Origin of the sequence: Streptomyces sp. NPDC059224, assembly GCF_042754285.1 — a bacterium.
GTDB lineage: Bacteria > Actinomycetota > Actinomycetes > Streptomycetales > Streptomycetaceae > Streptomyces.
Map to the genome: position 1 here is coordinate 48,280 of NZ_JBHZAN010000014.1, position 14,183 is coordinate 62,462.

General features: G+C 71.7%; 13 protein-coding genes. 12 read left to right on the forward strand and 1 reads right to left on the reverse strand.

What is annotated here, in order from left to right; all coding sequences use genetic code 11:
• The first annotated feature begins 5 nt into the window (after positions 1-5).
• The 4 genes from ACFXI4_RS16795 to ACFXI4_RS16810 are packed head-to-tail and all read left to right on the forward strand — an operon-like array spanning position 6 to position 3,963.
• Complete coding sequence (locus ACFXI4_RS16795) at positions 6-929, forward strand: ABC transporter permease (protein WP_362713050.1); 924 nt, start codon at positions 6-8, stop codon at positions 927-929.
• On the forward strand, positions 922-1,902 hold the full coding sequence (locus ACFXI4_RS16800) for an ABC transporter permease (RefSeq protein WP_362713052.1): 981 nt from the start codon (positions 922-924) through the stop codon (positions 1,900-1,902). Before ACFXI4_RS16795 ends, ACFXI4_RS16800 begins: the two co-directional genes overlap by 8 nt.
• A gap of 8 nt (positions 1,903-1,910) precedes the next feature.
• Positions 1,911-2,885 (forward strand): ABC transporter ATP-binding protein, encoded by a 975-nt coding sequence (locus tag ACFXI4_RS16805; RefSeq protein ID WP_384991497.1) that lies wholly within the window; start codon positions 1,911-1,913, stop codon positions 2,883-2,885.
• A gap of 4 nt (positions 2,886-2,889) precedes the next feature.
• The gene (locus tag ACFXI4_RS16810; protein ID WP_384991499.1) at positions 2,890-3,963 is read left to right on the forward strand and encodes an ABC transporter ATP-binding protein; all 1,074 of its coding nucleotides are present in this window, start codon (positions 2,890-2,892) and stop codon (positions 3,961-3,963) included.
• Positions 3,964-4,115: 152 nt separating this feature from the next.
• Here ACFXI4_RS16810 and ACFXI4_RS16815 read toward each other — a convergent pair whose 3' ends face one another.
• A complete protein-coding gene (locus tag ACFXI4_RS16815; RefSeq protein WP_384991196.1) occupies positions 4,116-6,236 on the reverse strand; it encodes a prolyl oligopeptidase family serine peptidase in 2,121 nt (706 codons plus the stop codon).
• A 189-nt stretch (positions 6,237-6,425) separates the two neighbouring features.
• Between ACFXI4_RS16815 and ACFXI4_RS16820 the strand changes: the two genes are divergently transcribed.
• The 8 genes from ACFXI4_RS16820 to ACFXI4_RS16855 all read left to right on the forward strand — a co-directional run bounded on the left by ACFXI4_RS16820 (position 6,426) and on the right by ACFXI4_RS16855 (position 14,132).
• Positions 6,426-6,620, forward strand: coding sequence for a hypothetical protein (locus ACFXI4_RS16820; RefSeq protein WP_089098958.1), 195 nt, complete (start codon positions 6,426-6,428; stop codon positions 6,618-6,620).
• Between the two features lie 80 nt (positions 6,621-6,700).
• On the forward strand, positions 6,701-7,594 hold the full coding sequence (gene mshB / locus ACFXI4_RS16825) for an N-acetyl-1-D-myo-inositol-2-amino-2-deoxy-alpha-D-glucopyranoside deacetylase (RefSeq protein ID WP_384991199.1): 894 nt from the start codon (positions 6,701-6,703) through the stop codon (positions 7,592-7,594).
• Complete coding sequence (locus ACFXI4_RS16830; protein ID WP_384991202.1) at positions 7,591-8,007, forward strand: DUF6113 family protein; 417 nt, start codon at positions 7,591-7,593, stop codon at positions 8,005-8,007. Before mshB ends, ACFXI4_RS16830 begins: the two co-directional genes overlap by 4 nt.
• A gap of 155 nt (positions 8,008-8,162) precedes the next feature.
• Positions 8,163-10,496 (forward strand): peptidoglycan binding domain-containing protein, encoded by a 2,334-nt coding sequence (locus ACFXI4_RS16835; RefSeq protein ID WP_384991205.1) that lies wholly within the window; start codon positions 8,163-8,165, stop codon positions 10,494-10,496.
• Between the two features lie 138 nt (positions 10,497-10,634).
• A complete protein-coding gene (locus tag ACFXI4_RS16840) occupies positions 10,635-11,579 on the forward strand; it encodes an ABC transporter ATP-binding protein (RefSeq protein WP_384991208.1) in 945 nt (314 codons plus the stop codon).
• Complete coding sequence (locus tag ACFXI4_RS16845; protein WP_384991211.1) at positions 11,576-12,316, forward strand: ABC transporter permease; 741 nt, start codon at positions 11,576-11,578, stop codon at positions 12,314-12,316. The genes ACFXI4_RS16840 and ACFXI4_RS16845 overlap by 4 nt, the downstream gene beginning before the upstream one ends.
• Complete coding sequence (locus ACFXI4_RS16850; RefSeq protein ID WP_384991214.1) at positions 12,313-13,521, forward strand: sensor histidine kinase; 1,209 nt, start codon at positions 12,313-12,315, stop codon at positions 13,519-13,521. The genes ACFXI4_RS16845 and ACFXI4_RS16850 overlap by 4 nt, the downstream gene beginning before the upstream one ends.
• On the forward strand, positions 13,518-14,132 hold the full coding sequence (locus tag ACFXI4_RS16855; protein ID WP_384991217.1) for a response regulator: 615 nt from the start codon (positions 13,518-13,520) through the stop codon (positions 14,130-14,132). The genes ACFXI4_RS16850 and ACFXI4_RS16855 overlap by 4 nt, the downstream gene beginning before the upstream one ends.
• The last annotated feature ends 51 nt before the right edge of the window (positions 14,133-14,183 follow it).

A 14,183-nucleotide genomic window follows, 5' to 3' on the forward strand; every position in this document is an offset into this window, starting at 1 on the left:
GCGGCATGGGGCGCTATGTCGTCCGGCGGCTGCTCCAGATGATCCCGGTGTTCGTCGGTGCCACGCTGCTGATCTTCCTGATGGTCAACGTCATGGGCGACCCGATCGCCGGGCTGTGCGGAGAGCGGGCCTGCGATCCGGCGACCGCCGCCCAGTTGAAGAAGGAGTTCGGGCTCGACAAGCCGGTGTGGCAGCAATACCTCACCTATATGGGGAACGTCTTCACCGGGGACTTCGGTACGGCGTTCAACGGGCAGCCGGTCACCGAGCTGATGTCCACCGCGTTCCCCGTCACCATCCGGCTGACGATCGTGGCCGTCGTCATCGAGGTCGTCATCGGCATCACCCTGGGCGTCGTGACCGGGCTCCGGCGCGGGCGGCCGGTCGACACCGGGGTACTGCTGGCGACCCTGGTCGTCATCTCCGTACCGACGTTCGTCACCGGTCTGCTGCTCCAGCTGCTGCTCGGCGTGGAGTGGGGCTGGATCAGACCGTCCGTCTCCCCGGACGCCACCTTCGGCGAGCTGATCGTGCCGGGGCTCGTCCTCGCCTCCGTCTCGCTCGCCTATGTCACCCGGCTGACCCGCACCTCCATCGCCGAGAACAAACGGAGCGACTACGTCCGTACGGCCGTCGCCAAAGGACTGCCCAGGCGGCGGGTCATCGCACGGCACCTGCTGCGCAACTCCCTCATCCCGGTGGTCACCTTCATCGGCACCGACATCGGCGCGCTCATGGGCGGCGCCATCGTCACCGAGCGGATCTTCAACATCCACGGCGTGGGCTACCAGCTCTACCAGGGGATCCTGCGGCAGAACACCCAGACGGTCGTGGGCTTCGTGACGGTGCTGGTCCTGGTGTTCCTGGTGGCCAACCTGCTGGTGGACCTGCTCTACGCCGTACTCGACCCGAGGATCCGCTATGCCTGAGCAGCCGTTCGAGCCGGACCGGGCCATCGCGGGGACGGGCATGGGCGGGGCGATGGACCTGGCGGCGACCGAGGCGGAGACGCTGGAGCGGACACCCGGCGGACCGCTCGGCACCGGCCCGGCCGACAAGCCCCGCTCGCTCTGGTCGGACGCCTGGCGGGACCTGCGGCGCAACCCGGTCTTCATCGTCTCCGCCCTCGTCATCCTCTTCCTCGTCGTCATCTCCCTGTGGCCGTCCCTGATCGCCTCCGGCTCCCCCCTCAAGTGCGACCTCGCCAAGGCCCAGGAGGGCTCCCAGCCGGGCGCTCCCTTCGGGTACGACGGCCAGGGCTGCAACGTCTACACCCGGACCGTCTACGGGGCCCGTACGTCCGTCACGGTGGGCGTCTGCGCCACGCTCGGGGTCGCACTGCTCGGGTCGGTGCTCGGCGGCCTCGCCGGGTTCTTCGGCGGGGTCTGGGACTCGGTGCTGTCCCGGATCACCGACGTCTTCTTCGCGATCCCGGTCGTCCTCGGCGGTCTCGTCCTCCTCTCCGTGGTGACCAGCAATACGGTCTGGCCGGTCATCGGGTTCATGGTGCTGCTCGGCTGGCCCCAGATCTCCCGGATCGCCCGCGGCTCGGTGATCACCGCCAAACAGAACGACTACGTCCAGGCCGCCCGCGCCCTCGGCGCCTCCAACTCCCGGATCCTGCTGCGGCACATCGCGCCCAACGCGGTGGCCCCGGTGATCGTCGTGGCCACCATCGCGCTCGGCACCTACATCGCGCTGGAGGCGACCCTGTCGTACCTCGGCGTCGGTCTGAAGCCGCCCAGCGTCTCCTGGGGCATCGACATCTCCGCGGCCTCGCCGTACATCCGTAACGCCCCGCACGCGCTGCTGTGGCCCTCCGGGGCCCTCGCGCTCACCGTCCTGGCCTTCATCATGCTCGGCGACGCGGTGCGCGACGCCCTCGACCCGAAGCTGAGGTGAGCGCCGCCGTGCTGCTCGAAGTGCGCGACCTGCACGTGGAGTTCCGGACCCGGGACGGGATCGCGAAGGCGGTCAACGGGGTGTCCTACGCCGTCGACGCCGGCGAGACCCTGGCCGTCCTCGGGGAGTCCGGATCCGGGAAGTCGGTCACCGCCCAGGCCGTGATGGGGATCCTGGACATGCCTCCGGGGCGGATCGCCGGGGGCGAGATCCTCTTCCGGGGGCGGGATCTGCTGAAGCTGAAGGAGGAGGAGCGGCGGAGGATCCGGGGCGCCGAGATGGCCATGATCTTCCAGGACGCGCTGTCGGCGCTCAACCCGGTGCTGAGCGTGGGCGACCAGCTCGGCGAGATGTTCGTCGTGCACCGGGGGATGTCCCGGAAGGACGCGCGGGCCAGGGCGGTCGAGCTGATGGACCGGGTGCGGATCCCGGGCGCCGCCCAGCGGGTGCGGGACTATCCGCACCAGTTCTCCGGGGGCATGCGCCAGCGCATCATGATCGCCATGGCGCTGGCCCTGGAACCGGCGCTCGTCATCGCCGACGAGCCGACCACGGCGCTGGACGTCACCGTCCAGGCCCAGGTCATGGATCTGCTCGCGGAGTTGCAGCGCGAGTACCGCATGGGGCTGATCCTGATCACCCACGACCTGGGCGTGGTCGCGGACGTCGCCGACCGGATCGCCGTGATGTACGCCGGGCGGATCGTCGAATCCGCGCCGGTGCACGACATCTACAAGGCACCGGCGCACCCGTACACGCGCGGGCTCCTCGACTCCATCCCGCGCCTGGACCAGAAGGGCCAGGAGCTCTACGCCATCAAGGGCCTGCCGCCCAACCTCATGCAGATCCCACCCGGGTGCGCCTTCAACCCGCGCTGCCCCATGGCCCAGGACGTGTGCCGCACCGACGAACCACCGCTGTACGAGGTGGACCGGCACCGGGGCAGCGCCTGCCACTTCTGGAGGGAGTGCCTCAATGGGTGACGCGATGGTTGAGCCGATCCTGGAAGTGAGCGGACTGGTCAAGCACTACCCCTTGACCCAGGGCATCTTGATCAGGAGGCAGATCGGTGCCGTCAAGGCCGTGGACGGCGTCGACTTCGTGCTCGGCAAGGGGGAGACCCTCGGCATCGTCGGGGAGTCCGGCTGCGGCAAGTCCACGGTGGCGAAGATGCTCGTCAACCTGGAGCGGCCGACGGCCGGGTCGATCAGGTACAAGGGCGAGGAGATCACCAGGCTGGGCGGGCGGGCGCTGAAGGCCGTCCGCCGCAACATCCAGATGGTCTTCCAGGACCCGTACACCTCCCTCAACCCCCGGATGACCGTGGGCGACATCGTCGGCGAGCCGTACGAGATCCACCCCGAGGCGGCGCCCAAGGGCGACCGGCGCAAGCGGGTCCAGGAGCTGCTGGACGTCGTCGGTCTCAACCCCGAGTACATCAACCGCTATCCGCACCAGTTCTCCGGCGGCCAGCGGCAGCGCATCGGTATCGCGCGGGGGCTGGCGCTGCGCCCCGAGGTGATCGTCGCGGACGAACCGGTGTCCGCGCTGGACGTCTCCGTGCAGGCCCAGGTGATCAACCTGCTCGACCGGCTCCAGAAGGACTTCGACCTGTCGTACGTCTTCATCGCCCACGACCTGTCGATCGTCCGGCACATCTCGGACCGGGTCGGGGTGATGTACCTCGGACGGATCGTGGAGATCGGCAAGGACGAGGAGATCTACGAGCATCCGACCCACCCCTACACCCAGGCGCTGCTCTCCGCCGTGCCCGTGCCGGACCCGGAGGCCCGGGAACACCGGGAGCGGATCATCCTCAGCGGGGACGTGCCGTCGCCGACGAACGTTCCGTCGGGGTGCCGGTTCCGCACGCGGTGCTGGAAGGCCGAGGAGCGGTGTGCGGTGGAGGTGCCGGTGCTGGCGGTGCCCGCGGTGTTCCGGTCGGTGCCGGGGCCGGCGGCGCACGACTCCGCCTGCCACTTCGCGGAGGAGAAGCAGGTGGTGCCGCCGGAGGAGCCGGCCGGGGAAGCGCCGGACGATCTTGGTGACGGGGGTTCATAGCGGGATGTATGCGGGTCAATCGCGTTAACACGCAGGCAACTTCGCCGACCCGGTCCCGATATACGGACGCGGCACTGTAATCAGCGTACGGCCGTGCGGGTGCCGTAAACGGGCCGGGACGCGCCATGTCGTCCCGGCCCGTTGCCGTACCCCTAGCCGAGCCTCAGACTCCGCTTCAGGAAGTCCAGCTGGAGCAGGAGCAGGTTCTCGGCCACCTGTTCCTGCGGGGTCATGTGGGTCACGCCCGACAGCGGGAGCACCTCGTGCGGGCGGCCGGCCGCCAGCAGGGCACTGGACAGGCGCAGTGAGTGGGCCACCACCACGTTGTCGTCCGCCAGGCCGTGGATGACCATCATCGGGCGGTGCGGCTCGGCCGCGTCGACCAGGCCCGCGTCGTCGATCACCGAGTTGCGGCGGTACACGTCCGGCTGCTCGCCAGGGTCGCCGAGGTAGCGCTCCTGGTAGTGGGTGTCGTACAGGCGCAGGTCGGTCACCGGGGCGCCCACCACCGCCGCGTGGAAGACGTCCGGGCGGCGCAGGGCCGCGAGCGCGGCGAGGTAGCCGCCGAAGGACCAGCCGCGGATCGCCACCTTGGTCAGGTCCAGCGGGAAGTCCGCGGCGAGTGCCTGGAGGGCGTCGACCTGGTCCTGCAGGACGGTCGCCGCGACGTCGTCCTTGATGGATTTCTCCCACGCGGGGGAGCGGCCCGGCGTGCCCCGCCCGTCGGCGACGATCACCGCGAAACCCTGGTCGGCGAACCACTGGGAGGTGAGGTGGGCGTTGTGGGCGGCGACCACCCGCTGGCCGTGCGGACCGCCGTAGGGGTCGAGCAGAACCGGAAGGGGAGTGTCCCCGTGGTAGTCCCGTGGCATAAGCACGGCGCACGGAATTCGGCGTGCGCCCCCCTCGGTGAGTGTCACGCGCGGGGACAAACCGGGGTCTTCGGCGTAGGACGTGACAGTTGCCAGATGTTTTCCGTCACGGAGCAGCTGGACGCGGGTGCCCGGGGTGTCCAGTGCGGCGGAGACCAAAACGGTCACGCCCCCGGCGCGCACGGCGGTGTGCACGCCGGGCTCCTGCGACACGCGCTCCACGCCGAGCTCGTTGACGCGGTAGACGTGTACCTCGCCGGTCTCGGGGGACTCGGCCTCCTCGCCGGCGGACGCGGAAACCAGCACGTCGTCGGCGGTCACGTCGAGAACCGCGCGGATGTGCAAGTGGGCACCGGTGAGCGGCCGTTCACCCACCGCGAGCACCCGGGCGCCGCCTTCGTCGGCGATCCGGACCAGCTGTCCCGAGGGGCTCCAGCAGGGCACTCCACCGAACAGTTCAAGCCATGTTGGATCTTCGTCGGCGTGCACCATCCGGGTCGCGCCCGACCCCGGGTCCACGGCGAGGAACAGCTGGCTGCGCTGGTCGCGAGCCTGTACGAGCAGCAACGGTGCACCCGCCTCTGACCAGTGCACATGCGCCAGGTACGGGTAGCGCGCCCGGTCCCAGGAGACCTCCGCGCGCCCCCCTTCGAGGTCGTAGGCGAACAGCCGGACGTCCGCGTTCGCGGTGCCCGCCGCCGGGTAGGCGACATGATGTGGCTCACGCCCGGGGTGGGCGGGGTCGGCGATCCACCACCGCTGTACCGGCGTGTCGTCCACGCGGGCCACCAGCAGCCGGTCGGACCGCGGTGACCACCAGAAGCCGCGCGAACGCCCCATCTCCTCGGCCGCGATGAACTCGGCCAGTCCATAGGTGACCTGCTCCGACTCGGGCTCCGCCAGCGCCCGGTCGCCGTCGCCGCCGGCGCCCACGACCCGCAGCGCGCCCTCCGCGACGTACGCGACATGGCGCCCGTCGGGGGACGGGCGCGGATCGATCACCGGCCCGGGGACGGTGAGTTCACGGGTCGTGCCGGCCCTGAGCTCCGCCGTGAAAAGCCGCCCTGACAAGGCGAAAGACGCCAGCTCCAGGGTCGCGTCACAGGCGTAGCCGACGATGCCGGCACCGCCCTCGCGGCTGCGCTCACGACGGGCCCGCTCGGCCGCCGAGAGACGCTCGTCCGCACCGCCGAGCAGGGTGCGCGGGTCCGCCGCCAGGCGCTCCTCGCCGCTCGGTACGTCGAGAACCCACAGGGAATTGGCCCGGTCCGTACCGGAACCCGAGCGCAGGAACGCCACCCGGGAGCCGTCGGGGGCCACGGTGAACGCGCGCGGCGCGCCGAGCGTGAAACGCTGGGTGCGGGCGTGCCGGCGGGGGAATGAGACAGCCTCGGTCTTCATGCCCTGACCATATTGGCCATGCGCCCCCTTGTGCGGCCGTGCGCCGAGCGATGCGCGAGCACGCATAGTTATGATCACTACCGCTGTGTGGGTATGAACCTGCTGGCTTGCGGATGGATTTGCTGTACCGATCTACAACCCCCATACCCGAACCCCCCGCGTCCCTGGGATCTTTGGAGGTGAGCCGCCGTGGCACTCTCGATTTCGGCGGTGGTGCTGCTGGCGATCATCGTCTTCTTGCTGATCAAGAAGTCGGGTCTGAAGGGCGGGCATGCGGTCGTCTGCATGCTGCTCGGTTTCTATCTCGCCTCCTCGACCATCGCGCCGACGATCAGCGATCTGACGACCAACGTCGCCAGCATGATCGGCAGCATCAAGTTCTGACCCGCGGCGGCTTGCGACCCGGTCGGCCTCGTCGACCGGGGCTGCACGGCGCTGTCGGTGGCGTTTCGTAGGCTGGGCACATGACGGAACCGCCCGCCCGGCCGCTACCCGCCCGGCGTCTGCTGCTGGTGCACGCGCACCCGGACGACGAGTCGATCAACAACGGCGCCACCATGGCCCGCTACGCGGACCAGGGCGCCCATGTGACGCTGGTCACCTGCACCCTGGGCGAGGGCGGTGAGGTCATTCCGCCCGAGCTGCGGCACCTGACCGGTCCCGCGCTGGGTGCGCACCGGCAGGGCGAGCTGGCCGCCGCCATGCGCGAGCTCGGCGTCGGCGACTTCCGGCTGCTCGGCGGCCCCGGCCGCTACCGGGACTCCGGCATGATGGGCACCGCCGACAACGACGACCCGCACTGCTTCTGGCGGGCCGACCTCGACGAGGCCGCCGGACACCTGGCCGAGGTGATCCTGGAGATCCGCCCCCAGGTCCTCGTCACCTACGACGACAACGGCGGATACGGCCACCCGGACCACATCCAGGCCCACCGCGTCGCGATGCGGGCGGTCGAGTTGGCCGCCGGGGCCGGCCACCGCGTCGCGAAGGTCTACTGGAACCGCGTCCCGCGCACGGTCGCCGAGGCCGCCTTCGCCCGGCTGCACGAGGACCTGCCCGGTCTCCCGTTCGAGAAGGCCGCCGCCCTCGGCGACGTGCCGGGCGTGGTCGACGACCGCCGGGTCACCGCCGAGATCGACGGGACCGCGTACGCCACCGCGAAGACCGCGGCGATGGCCGCCCACGCCACCCAGGTCGAGGTGGCACCGCACGGCGCCCTCTGCTTCGCGCTGAGCAATGAGCTGGCGCAGCCCGTATTCGTCACGGAGTACTACGAGTTGGCGGCCGGAGAGCCGGGCGCGGCGCGCGAGACCGATCTCTTCGCCGGCCTCGGCGTACCGATGGAGGAGGCGTCATGAGTTCTGCCGGACGTGGCTCGATGCTCGCGCAACCGTTGCAACGGCCCTCCGCGGGACGGATCGCCGCCCTGCTCGGGCTGATCGTGCTCGGCGTGGCCGTCGGCGCCGCCGGGACCCTCGTCCAGGCCGCCTGGTTCCCCGGCGGGCTGCTGCTCGCCCTGGCCGGTGCCGCCGGGCTCTTCGTGGGCGGGTCGCGGGCGCTGGACAGCCGGTCCGGGGCCGTGGCGCCCGCGTTCGGCTGGGTCGTCGCCGTCATCCTGCTCACCGTCAGCAGACCCGAGGGCGACTTCCTGTTCGGCGCGGGGGGCGGCTCCTATCTCTTCCTGCTCGGCGGCATGGCGCTGGCTGTGATCTGCGCCACTATTGGTTTGGGGCGGCAACCTGACGCGTACGGCGCCCGACTTGGCAAGTGACGTACCACTTCGCCGTACGGCGCGCGTGACAGTCCGGTGTGGGTTTCCCCAGCGGTCATGGGATAAGCGCCAGAAGTGGCCAGTATGGTGGTGCGCGCCGCCGAGCCGCCCGAGCAAGGTCGAACGGGCGGCGGAGCCAACCGGGAGAACCTGCCTTGAGTCGTGAAACTGACACTCCTTCCTCCGGGCCCGACGGGCACGGGGGAGCCGCTTACCCCTCGGGCACACCGCCGTACGGGACCCCCATGGCTTCCGACGACGGCAAGGCCGCAGGCCGTTCGGCCGCCCAGCCCGAGGAACGCAAGACCGAGACCACGCTGACGACCCGGATCCGGATCAACATCCCCGGATCCCGGCCGATTCCGCCGGTGGTCGTCCGTACTCCGGTCACCGACGCCGAAGGCGGCGCGGGCGAGGAGACAGGCACGCACGCGCAGCCGACGGGCGCCACCACGTCCACCGGCACCGCCGAGCCGCCCGCCCAGACCGCGCCGTCGCCCGGGCCCGCCACCGGCGAGAAGTCCAGCGACTGGTTCGCGCCGCGCAAGTCCGGCCCGGCCAAGGGCGGTCAGCGCGGCGGCGCCGCCAACGGCGCGGACACGCCCGGCGGTTCACCCGCCGCGGCGCCGAACGGTCCGGCCGCGCAGGGCCCGCCCGGTGCCGGGCCCGGTGCCGCCCGTCCGAACGGCGGCCGCCCCGGCGGTGTGGTCGGATCCATGAGCGTGCCCGGCGGGTCCCGGCCGGGATCCACCAACGGCGCGGGGCTGCCCACGGGTGCGACCGGCGGCCCGGTTGCTCCCGGGCACGGCGGTGGCACCGGCTCCTTCGACGTGACCGAGGCGCTCGCCGCGGGCCCGCTCGGCGGCCCCCGGGGCGGCGCGAAGGGCCCCGGCGAGCCCCGCCGGGACGAACTGCCGTACTTCTCCGAGAACGGCGGCCAGAACGGCGCTCAGCCCGGTCCCGGCGCGCCCGGTGGCGGGCCGGCCGGCCCCGGCGGCCCCAGCGGCTTCAACGGGCCGGGTCTGCCCGGCGGTCCCGGGGGCCCGCAGGGCCCGGCGGGCCCCACCGGCGGCCCGGTCACCGGCGACGGCCCCTTCATCCCGCCGGTCAACGGCGGCGAGTCCTTCGCGGGGCCGAACGGCGCGCCCTTCAACGGCGGCGAGCCCTTCGGCGCGCCCGGCGGCCCGGCAGGCCCCGGCGCCCGCCCGGGCGGCCCCGCCGGCCGTCAGGCCCAGGCCGGACCCGGCGCGCGCACCGCCCCCGCCGGTCCCGGTCTCGGCCCCGGCGGTGGTCTGAGCGACGACACCGCGATCCTCACCCCGCAAAAGCCCGCGCCCGAACCGGGCATGCCCGGCTACGGCTCCCCGGCGGACAACGTCTCCGGACACACCGTCACCAGCGGTATCCCGGTCGTACCCCCCGGCGCGAACTCCCCGTTCGCACCGGGCGCGCCCGCCGACGGGCCGCTGCCGCACACGCCCCCGAAGCTGCCCGAACCGGTCTCGCCGCCCCCGGCCCAGTCCAAGGGCAAGGCCAAGGCGAAGAAGAAGCGCGGCAAGCTGCCGCTGCTCGTCGGTGTCGTGGTGGTCGCGGGCCTCGGCGTCTACGGCGCCGGACTCCTGATGAACCACTCCGACGTGCCCAAGGGCACCACGGTGCTCGGCGTCGACATCGGCGGCGGCACCCGTGACGACGCCGTCAAGAAGCTCGACGACGCCTTCGGCTCACGGGTGAACAAGCCGCTGAAGCTGTCGGTCGACGGCAAGGCCGTCTCGCTGCCGCCGGACCAGGCGGGCCTGCAGTTCGACATGCAGTCCACGGTCGAGCAGGCCGCCGAGAGCGACTACAACCCGGTCTCCGTGATCGGGTCCCTGTTCGGCCAGAAGCGGGTCGTCGAGCCGGCCATGCCGGTCGACGAGGAGAAGCTCCAGGCGGCCCTCAAGGGCCTCGGCGGCAGCTCCGGCTCGGTCACCGAGGGCACGATCAAGTTCTCCGGGGGCAAGGCCGTCGCGGTCTACGGCAAGGCGGGCAAGGGCATCGACGCGGCCGCCTCCACGAAGGCCGTCGAGCAGGCGTACGAGTCGATGGTGGAGACGGGCACGGCGTCCGCGGTGGCCGTACCGACGACCACCGTGCAGCCGACGGTCTCCAACGCGGAGGTCGACCGCGAGATGAAGGACTTCGCGGAGCCGGCGATGTCGAAGAACGTCATCGTGCAGACGGACGCGGTGCACAGCATCCCGTTCGGCGCCCTGTCGCTGCCGAAGATCCTCGGCTTCAAGGCGGTCGACGGCAAGCTGGTCGAGACGTACGACCTCGACGCCCTCAAGAAGGCGTACGGCGCCACCTTCGACGGCGTGCTGATCACCCGGGGCACCGGCCAGAAGACGGCCGTCACCCCGCAGGACGTCGCCTCCGCGCTGCGCAAGGCGCTGGTCGGCAAGACCACGGCGGAGCGCGTCGGGGTCATCGACACCAACCCGAGCTGACGCCACTCCGCGAGGGGGCGCCCGGTACTCACCGGGCGCCCCCTCGCGCGTGTCACGCCGTGCGGATGACATCTGTCATACGGCACTCCGGACGGTGGACACTGCCCCCGGACCAGGTCCGGCCGCGAGCATGGACGCATGACGACGACAGCGGCGACCACCGCCACCGGCTCCCCGGTGGCGGTCGGGTTCGACCAGGTGAGCAAGACGTACGGGAAGGTGCGGGCCGTCGACGGGCTCTCGCTGCGGCTGCACCCGGGGGAGACCGTGGCCCTGCTCGGGCCGAACGGCGCGGGCAAGTCGACCACGCTCGACCTGCTGCTCGGCCTCAAGCAGGCCGACACCGGCTCGGTGAGCGTGTTCGGCACGAGCCCGCGTGAAGCCATCGTCGCCGGCCGGGTGGGCGCGATGCTGCAGAGCGGCGGTCTGATGGACGAGGTCACCGTCGCCGAACTCGTCGGGCTCGCCTGCCGGCTGCACCCCAAGCCGTACGAGGTCAGCGACGTCCTCGCCCGCGCGGGCATCTCGCAGATCGCCGACCGCAAGGTCAACAAGCTCTCCGGCGGCCAGTCCCAGCGCGTCCGCTTCGCGCTCGCGACCGCCGGCGACAGCGACCTGATCGTCCTGGACGAGCCGACCACCGGCATGGACGTCTCCGCCCGCCAGGCGTTCTGGGCCACCATGCGGGAACAGGCCGACCAGGGCCGTACCGTCCTCTTCGCCACGCACTACCTCGAGGAGGCCGACGCGATCGCCGACCGGGTGCTCGTGCTGCACCGCGGCCGGCTGCTCGCCGACGGCACGGCCGCCGAGATCAAGGCCAAGGCGGGCGCCCGCCGGGTCTCCTTCGACCTGGAGGGCGAGATCGACGAGGCGCCGCTGCGGGCGCTGCCCTTCCTGACGGCCGTCGACATCTCCGGCCAGACGATCCGCATCCAGTCGTCCGACGCCGACGCCACCGTCCACGCCCTCTACGGCCTGGGTGTCTACCCGCACAACCTGGAAGTCGCCGGGCTCGGCCTGGAGCAGGCGTTCGTCGCCATCACGGAGGCCGAAGAGGCCAAGGAGGCCACGCGGTCGTGAACGCCCTGATCAAGCTGGAGCTCGCCCGCGCCCTGCGCAACCGCAAGTTCCTGTTCTTCTCGGTGATCTACCCGTCGATCATCTTCCTGCTGGTCGCCAGCCAGGGCGACACCAGTCGGACCGTCGGCGACTCGGGGCTCTCCGTGGCGGCCTACGTCATGGTCTCCATGGCCTCCTTCGGCGCCCTGACCGCCGTCCTGATGGGCAACAGCGAGCGCATCGCCAAGGAACGGGAGAGCGGGTGGGTACGACAGCTGCGGCTGACCACCCTGCCCGGACGCGGCTACGTCCTCGCCAAGACCGCCAGTGCGGCCGTGGTGAGCCTGCCCTCCATCGTGGTCGTCTTCGCGATCGCCGCCACGGTGAAGGGCGTACGCCTGGACGCCTGGCAGTGGCTCGCCCTCACCGGCGCCATCTGGGCCGGCAGCCTGGTCTTCGCCGCGCTCGGCGTGGCGATCGGCTACCTCGCCTCCGGGGACGCGGTGCGCCCGATCACGATGATCACCTACTTCGGACTGTCGATCCTCGGCGGCCTGTGGTGGCCTTCGTCCTCCTTCCCCACCTGGCTCCAGGACATCGCGAAGTGGCTGCCCACCCACGCGTACGCTGCACTGGGGCGGGCCATCGAACAGAGCCAGGCCCCGCAGGCCCAGGACATCGCCATCCTCGTCGCCTTCTTCGCCCTGTTCGTCGGCGGCGCGGCCTGGCTGTACCGGAAGGACACGCTGAAGGCGTGAGCACGATGACGCAAGACCCACGGCCCGACGGGCAGACGCGGGGGGACCGGCTGGTAGCGATCGGCCGGCCGCCCCGCAGCCAGGGCGAGGCGCTGCGCAAGACGGTGTGGGTCCTGCCCTGGCTGATCTACCTAGCCTCCCCGGCGGAGGACCTTGCCTCCGGCCACCACGGCACCGCGGCGACGGCGGCCGGCTGGGCGGGCCTCGTGGCCTTCGTCGGGATCTACCTGGCGATCGTCTTCCGCTCCATGGGCCGTCCCTTCCGGGGCTGGATCGTCGACGCCGCGATCGCCCTGGAGGGGACGCTCGCGGTCGTGCTGGCCTTCGGCCTCGGCGGCTCCTGGTTCGGTCTGTTCGTGTACGTCTCGGTGATGTGCGGGGTGACCTTCCCGCTGCGGGTCGCCTACTGGACGATTCCGCTGAACACCGCCGCCATGATGCTGGCGGGCTGGTACCGCCACGACCTGGACGAGGCCTGGGGCCTGTTCCTGGTGGTGCTCCTGATCGGCTACTCCATGATCGGCGTACGGCAACTGGTCGCCACCACGATCGAGTTGCGCAAGGCCCGCGCCACGGTCGCCCAACTGGCGGCGAACGAGGAGCGGCTGCGGCTCGCCCGGGACCTGCACGACCTGCTGGGGCACTCGCTCTCGCTCATCACCCTGAAGAGCGAGCTGGCGGGCCGGATGCTCCCGGACCACCCCGACAAGGCGGCGCAGCAGGTCTCCGACATCGAACAGGTCAGCCGGCAGGCCCTGGTGGACGTCCGGGAGGCGGTCACCGGCTACCGGCGCCCCCGGCTCGCCGCCGAGCTCGCGGGCGCCCAGGTCGCCCTGACCGCCGCCGCGGTCACCGCGGAGGTCCCGGCCGAGCCCGACCTCACCGGAGTGCCCGAGGACGGCGAGGCGGCCCTCGCGTGGGCGCTGCGCGAGGCGGTCACCAACGTCGTCCGGCACAGTGGCGCGAGCGCCTGCACGGTGGAGCTGCTGCGCCGGCAGACGCTGGACGGCCCGGTCCTCGAACTCGCCGTCGAGGACAATGGATCGGGCGGTTCCGGCAAGGGCCCGGGCAACGGCCTCACCGGGCTCACCGAGCGGCTGGAGAAGGCCGGCGGCACGCTGGAGGCGGGGCGCCTGAAGCGAGGTTTCCGGCTGGTCGCCCGGGTCCCGCTGGGAGCCGACGGGGCCGTAGGATCCGGGGCATGAGCAGCACGATCAAGGTCCTCCTCGCCGAGGACCAGTCGATGGTCCGCGAGGCGCTCGCCGCCCTGCTGGGTCTGGAGGACGACATCGAGGTCGTGGCACAGGTGGCGCGCGGCGACGAGGTGATGGCGGCCGCCCGGCAGCACGGCGTCGATGTCGCCCTGCTCGACATCGAGATGCCGGGCTGCACGGGCATCGAGGCGGCGGCCCAGCTCCACAAGGCGCTGCCCGCCGTGAAGCTGGTCGTGCTGACCACCTTCGGGCGGCCCGGCTACCTGCGCAGCGCGATGGAGGCGGGGGCCGACGCGTTCCTGGTCAAGGACGCCCCCGCCGCCCAGCTCGCCGAGGCGGTCCGCAAGGTCCTGGCCGGCGAGCGCGTCATCGACCCCACGCTGGCGGCGGCGGCCCTGGCGGAGGGCGCCAACCCGCTGACCGACCGCGAGCGGGAGGTGCTGCGCGCGGCGGCAGACGGCTCCACCAACGCGGAGCTGGCGGCGGCCCTGCACCTCTCGCAGGGGACGGTACGCAACTACCTCTCGACGGCCATCCAGAAGCTGGCGGTGCGCAACAGGGCGGAGGCGGTCCGGACAGCCCGGGAGAAGGGCTGGCTGTAGAGGACCCGGGAGTCTGAGGGACTGCCTGCCGGCATGGGCAGCCGGCCTGGG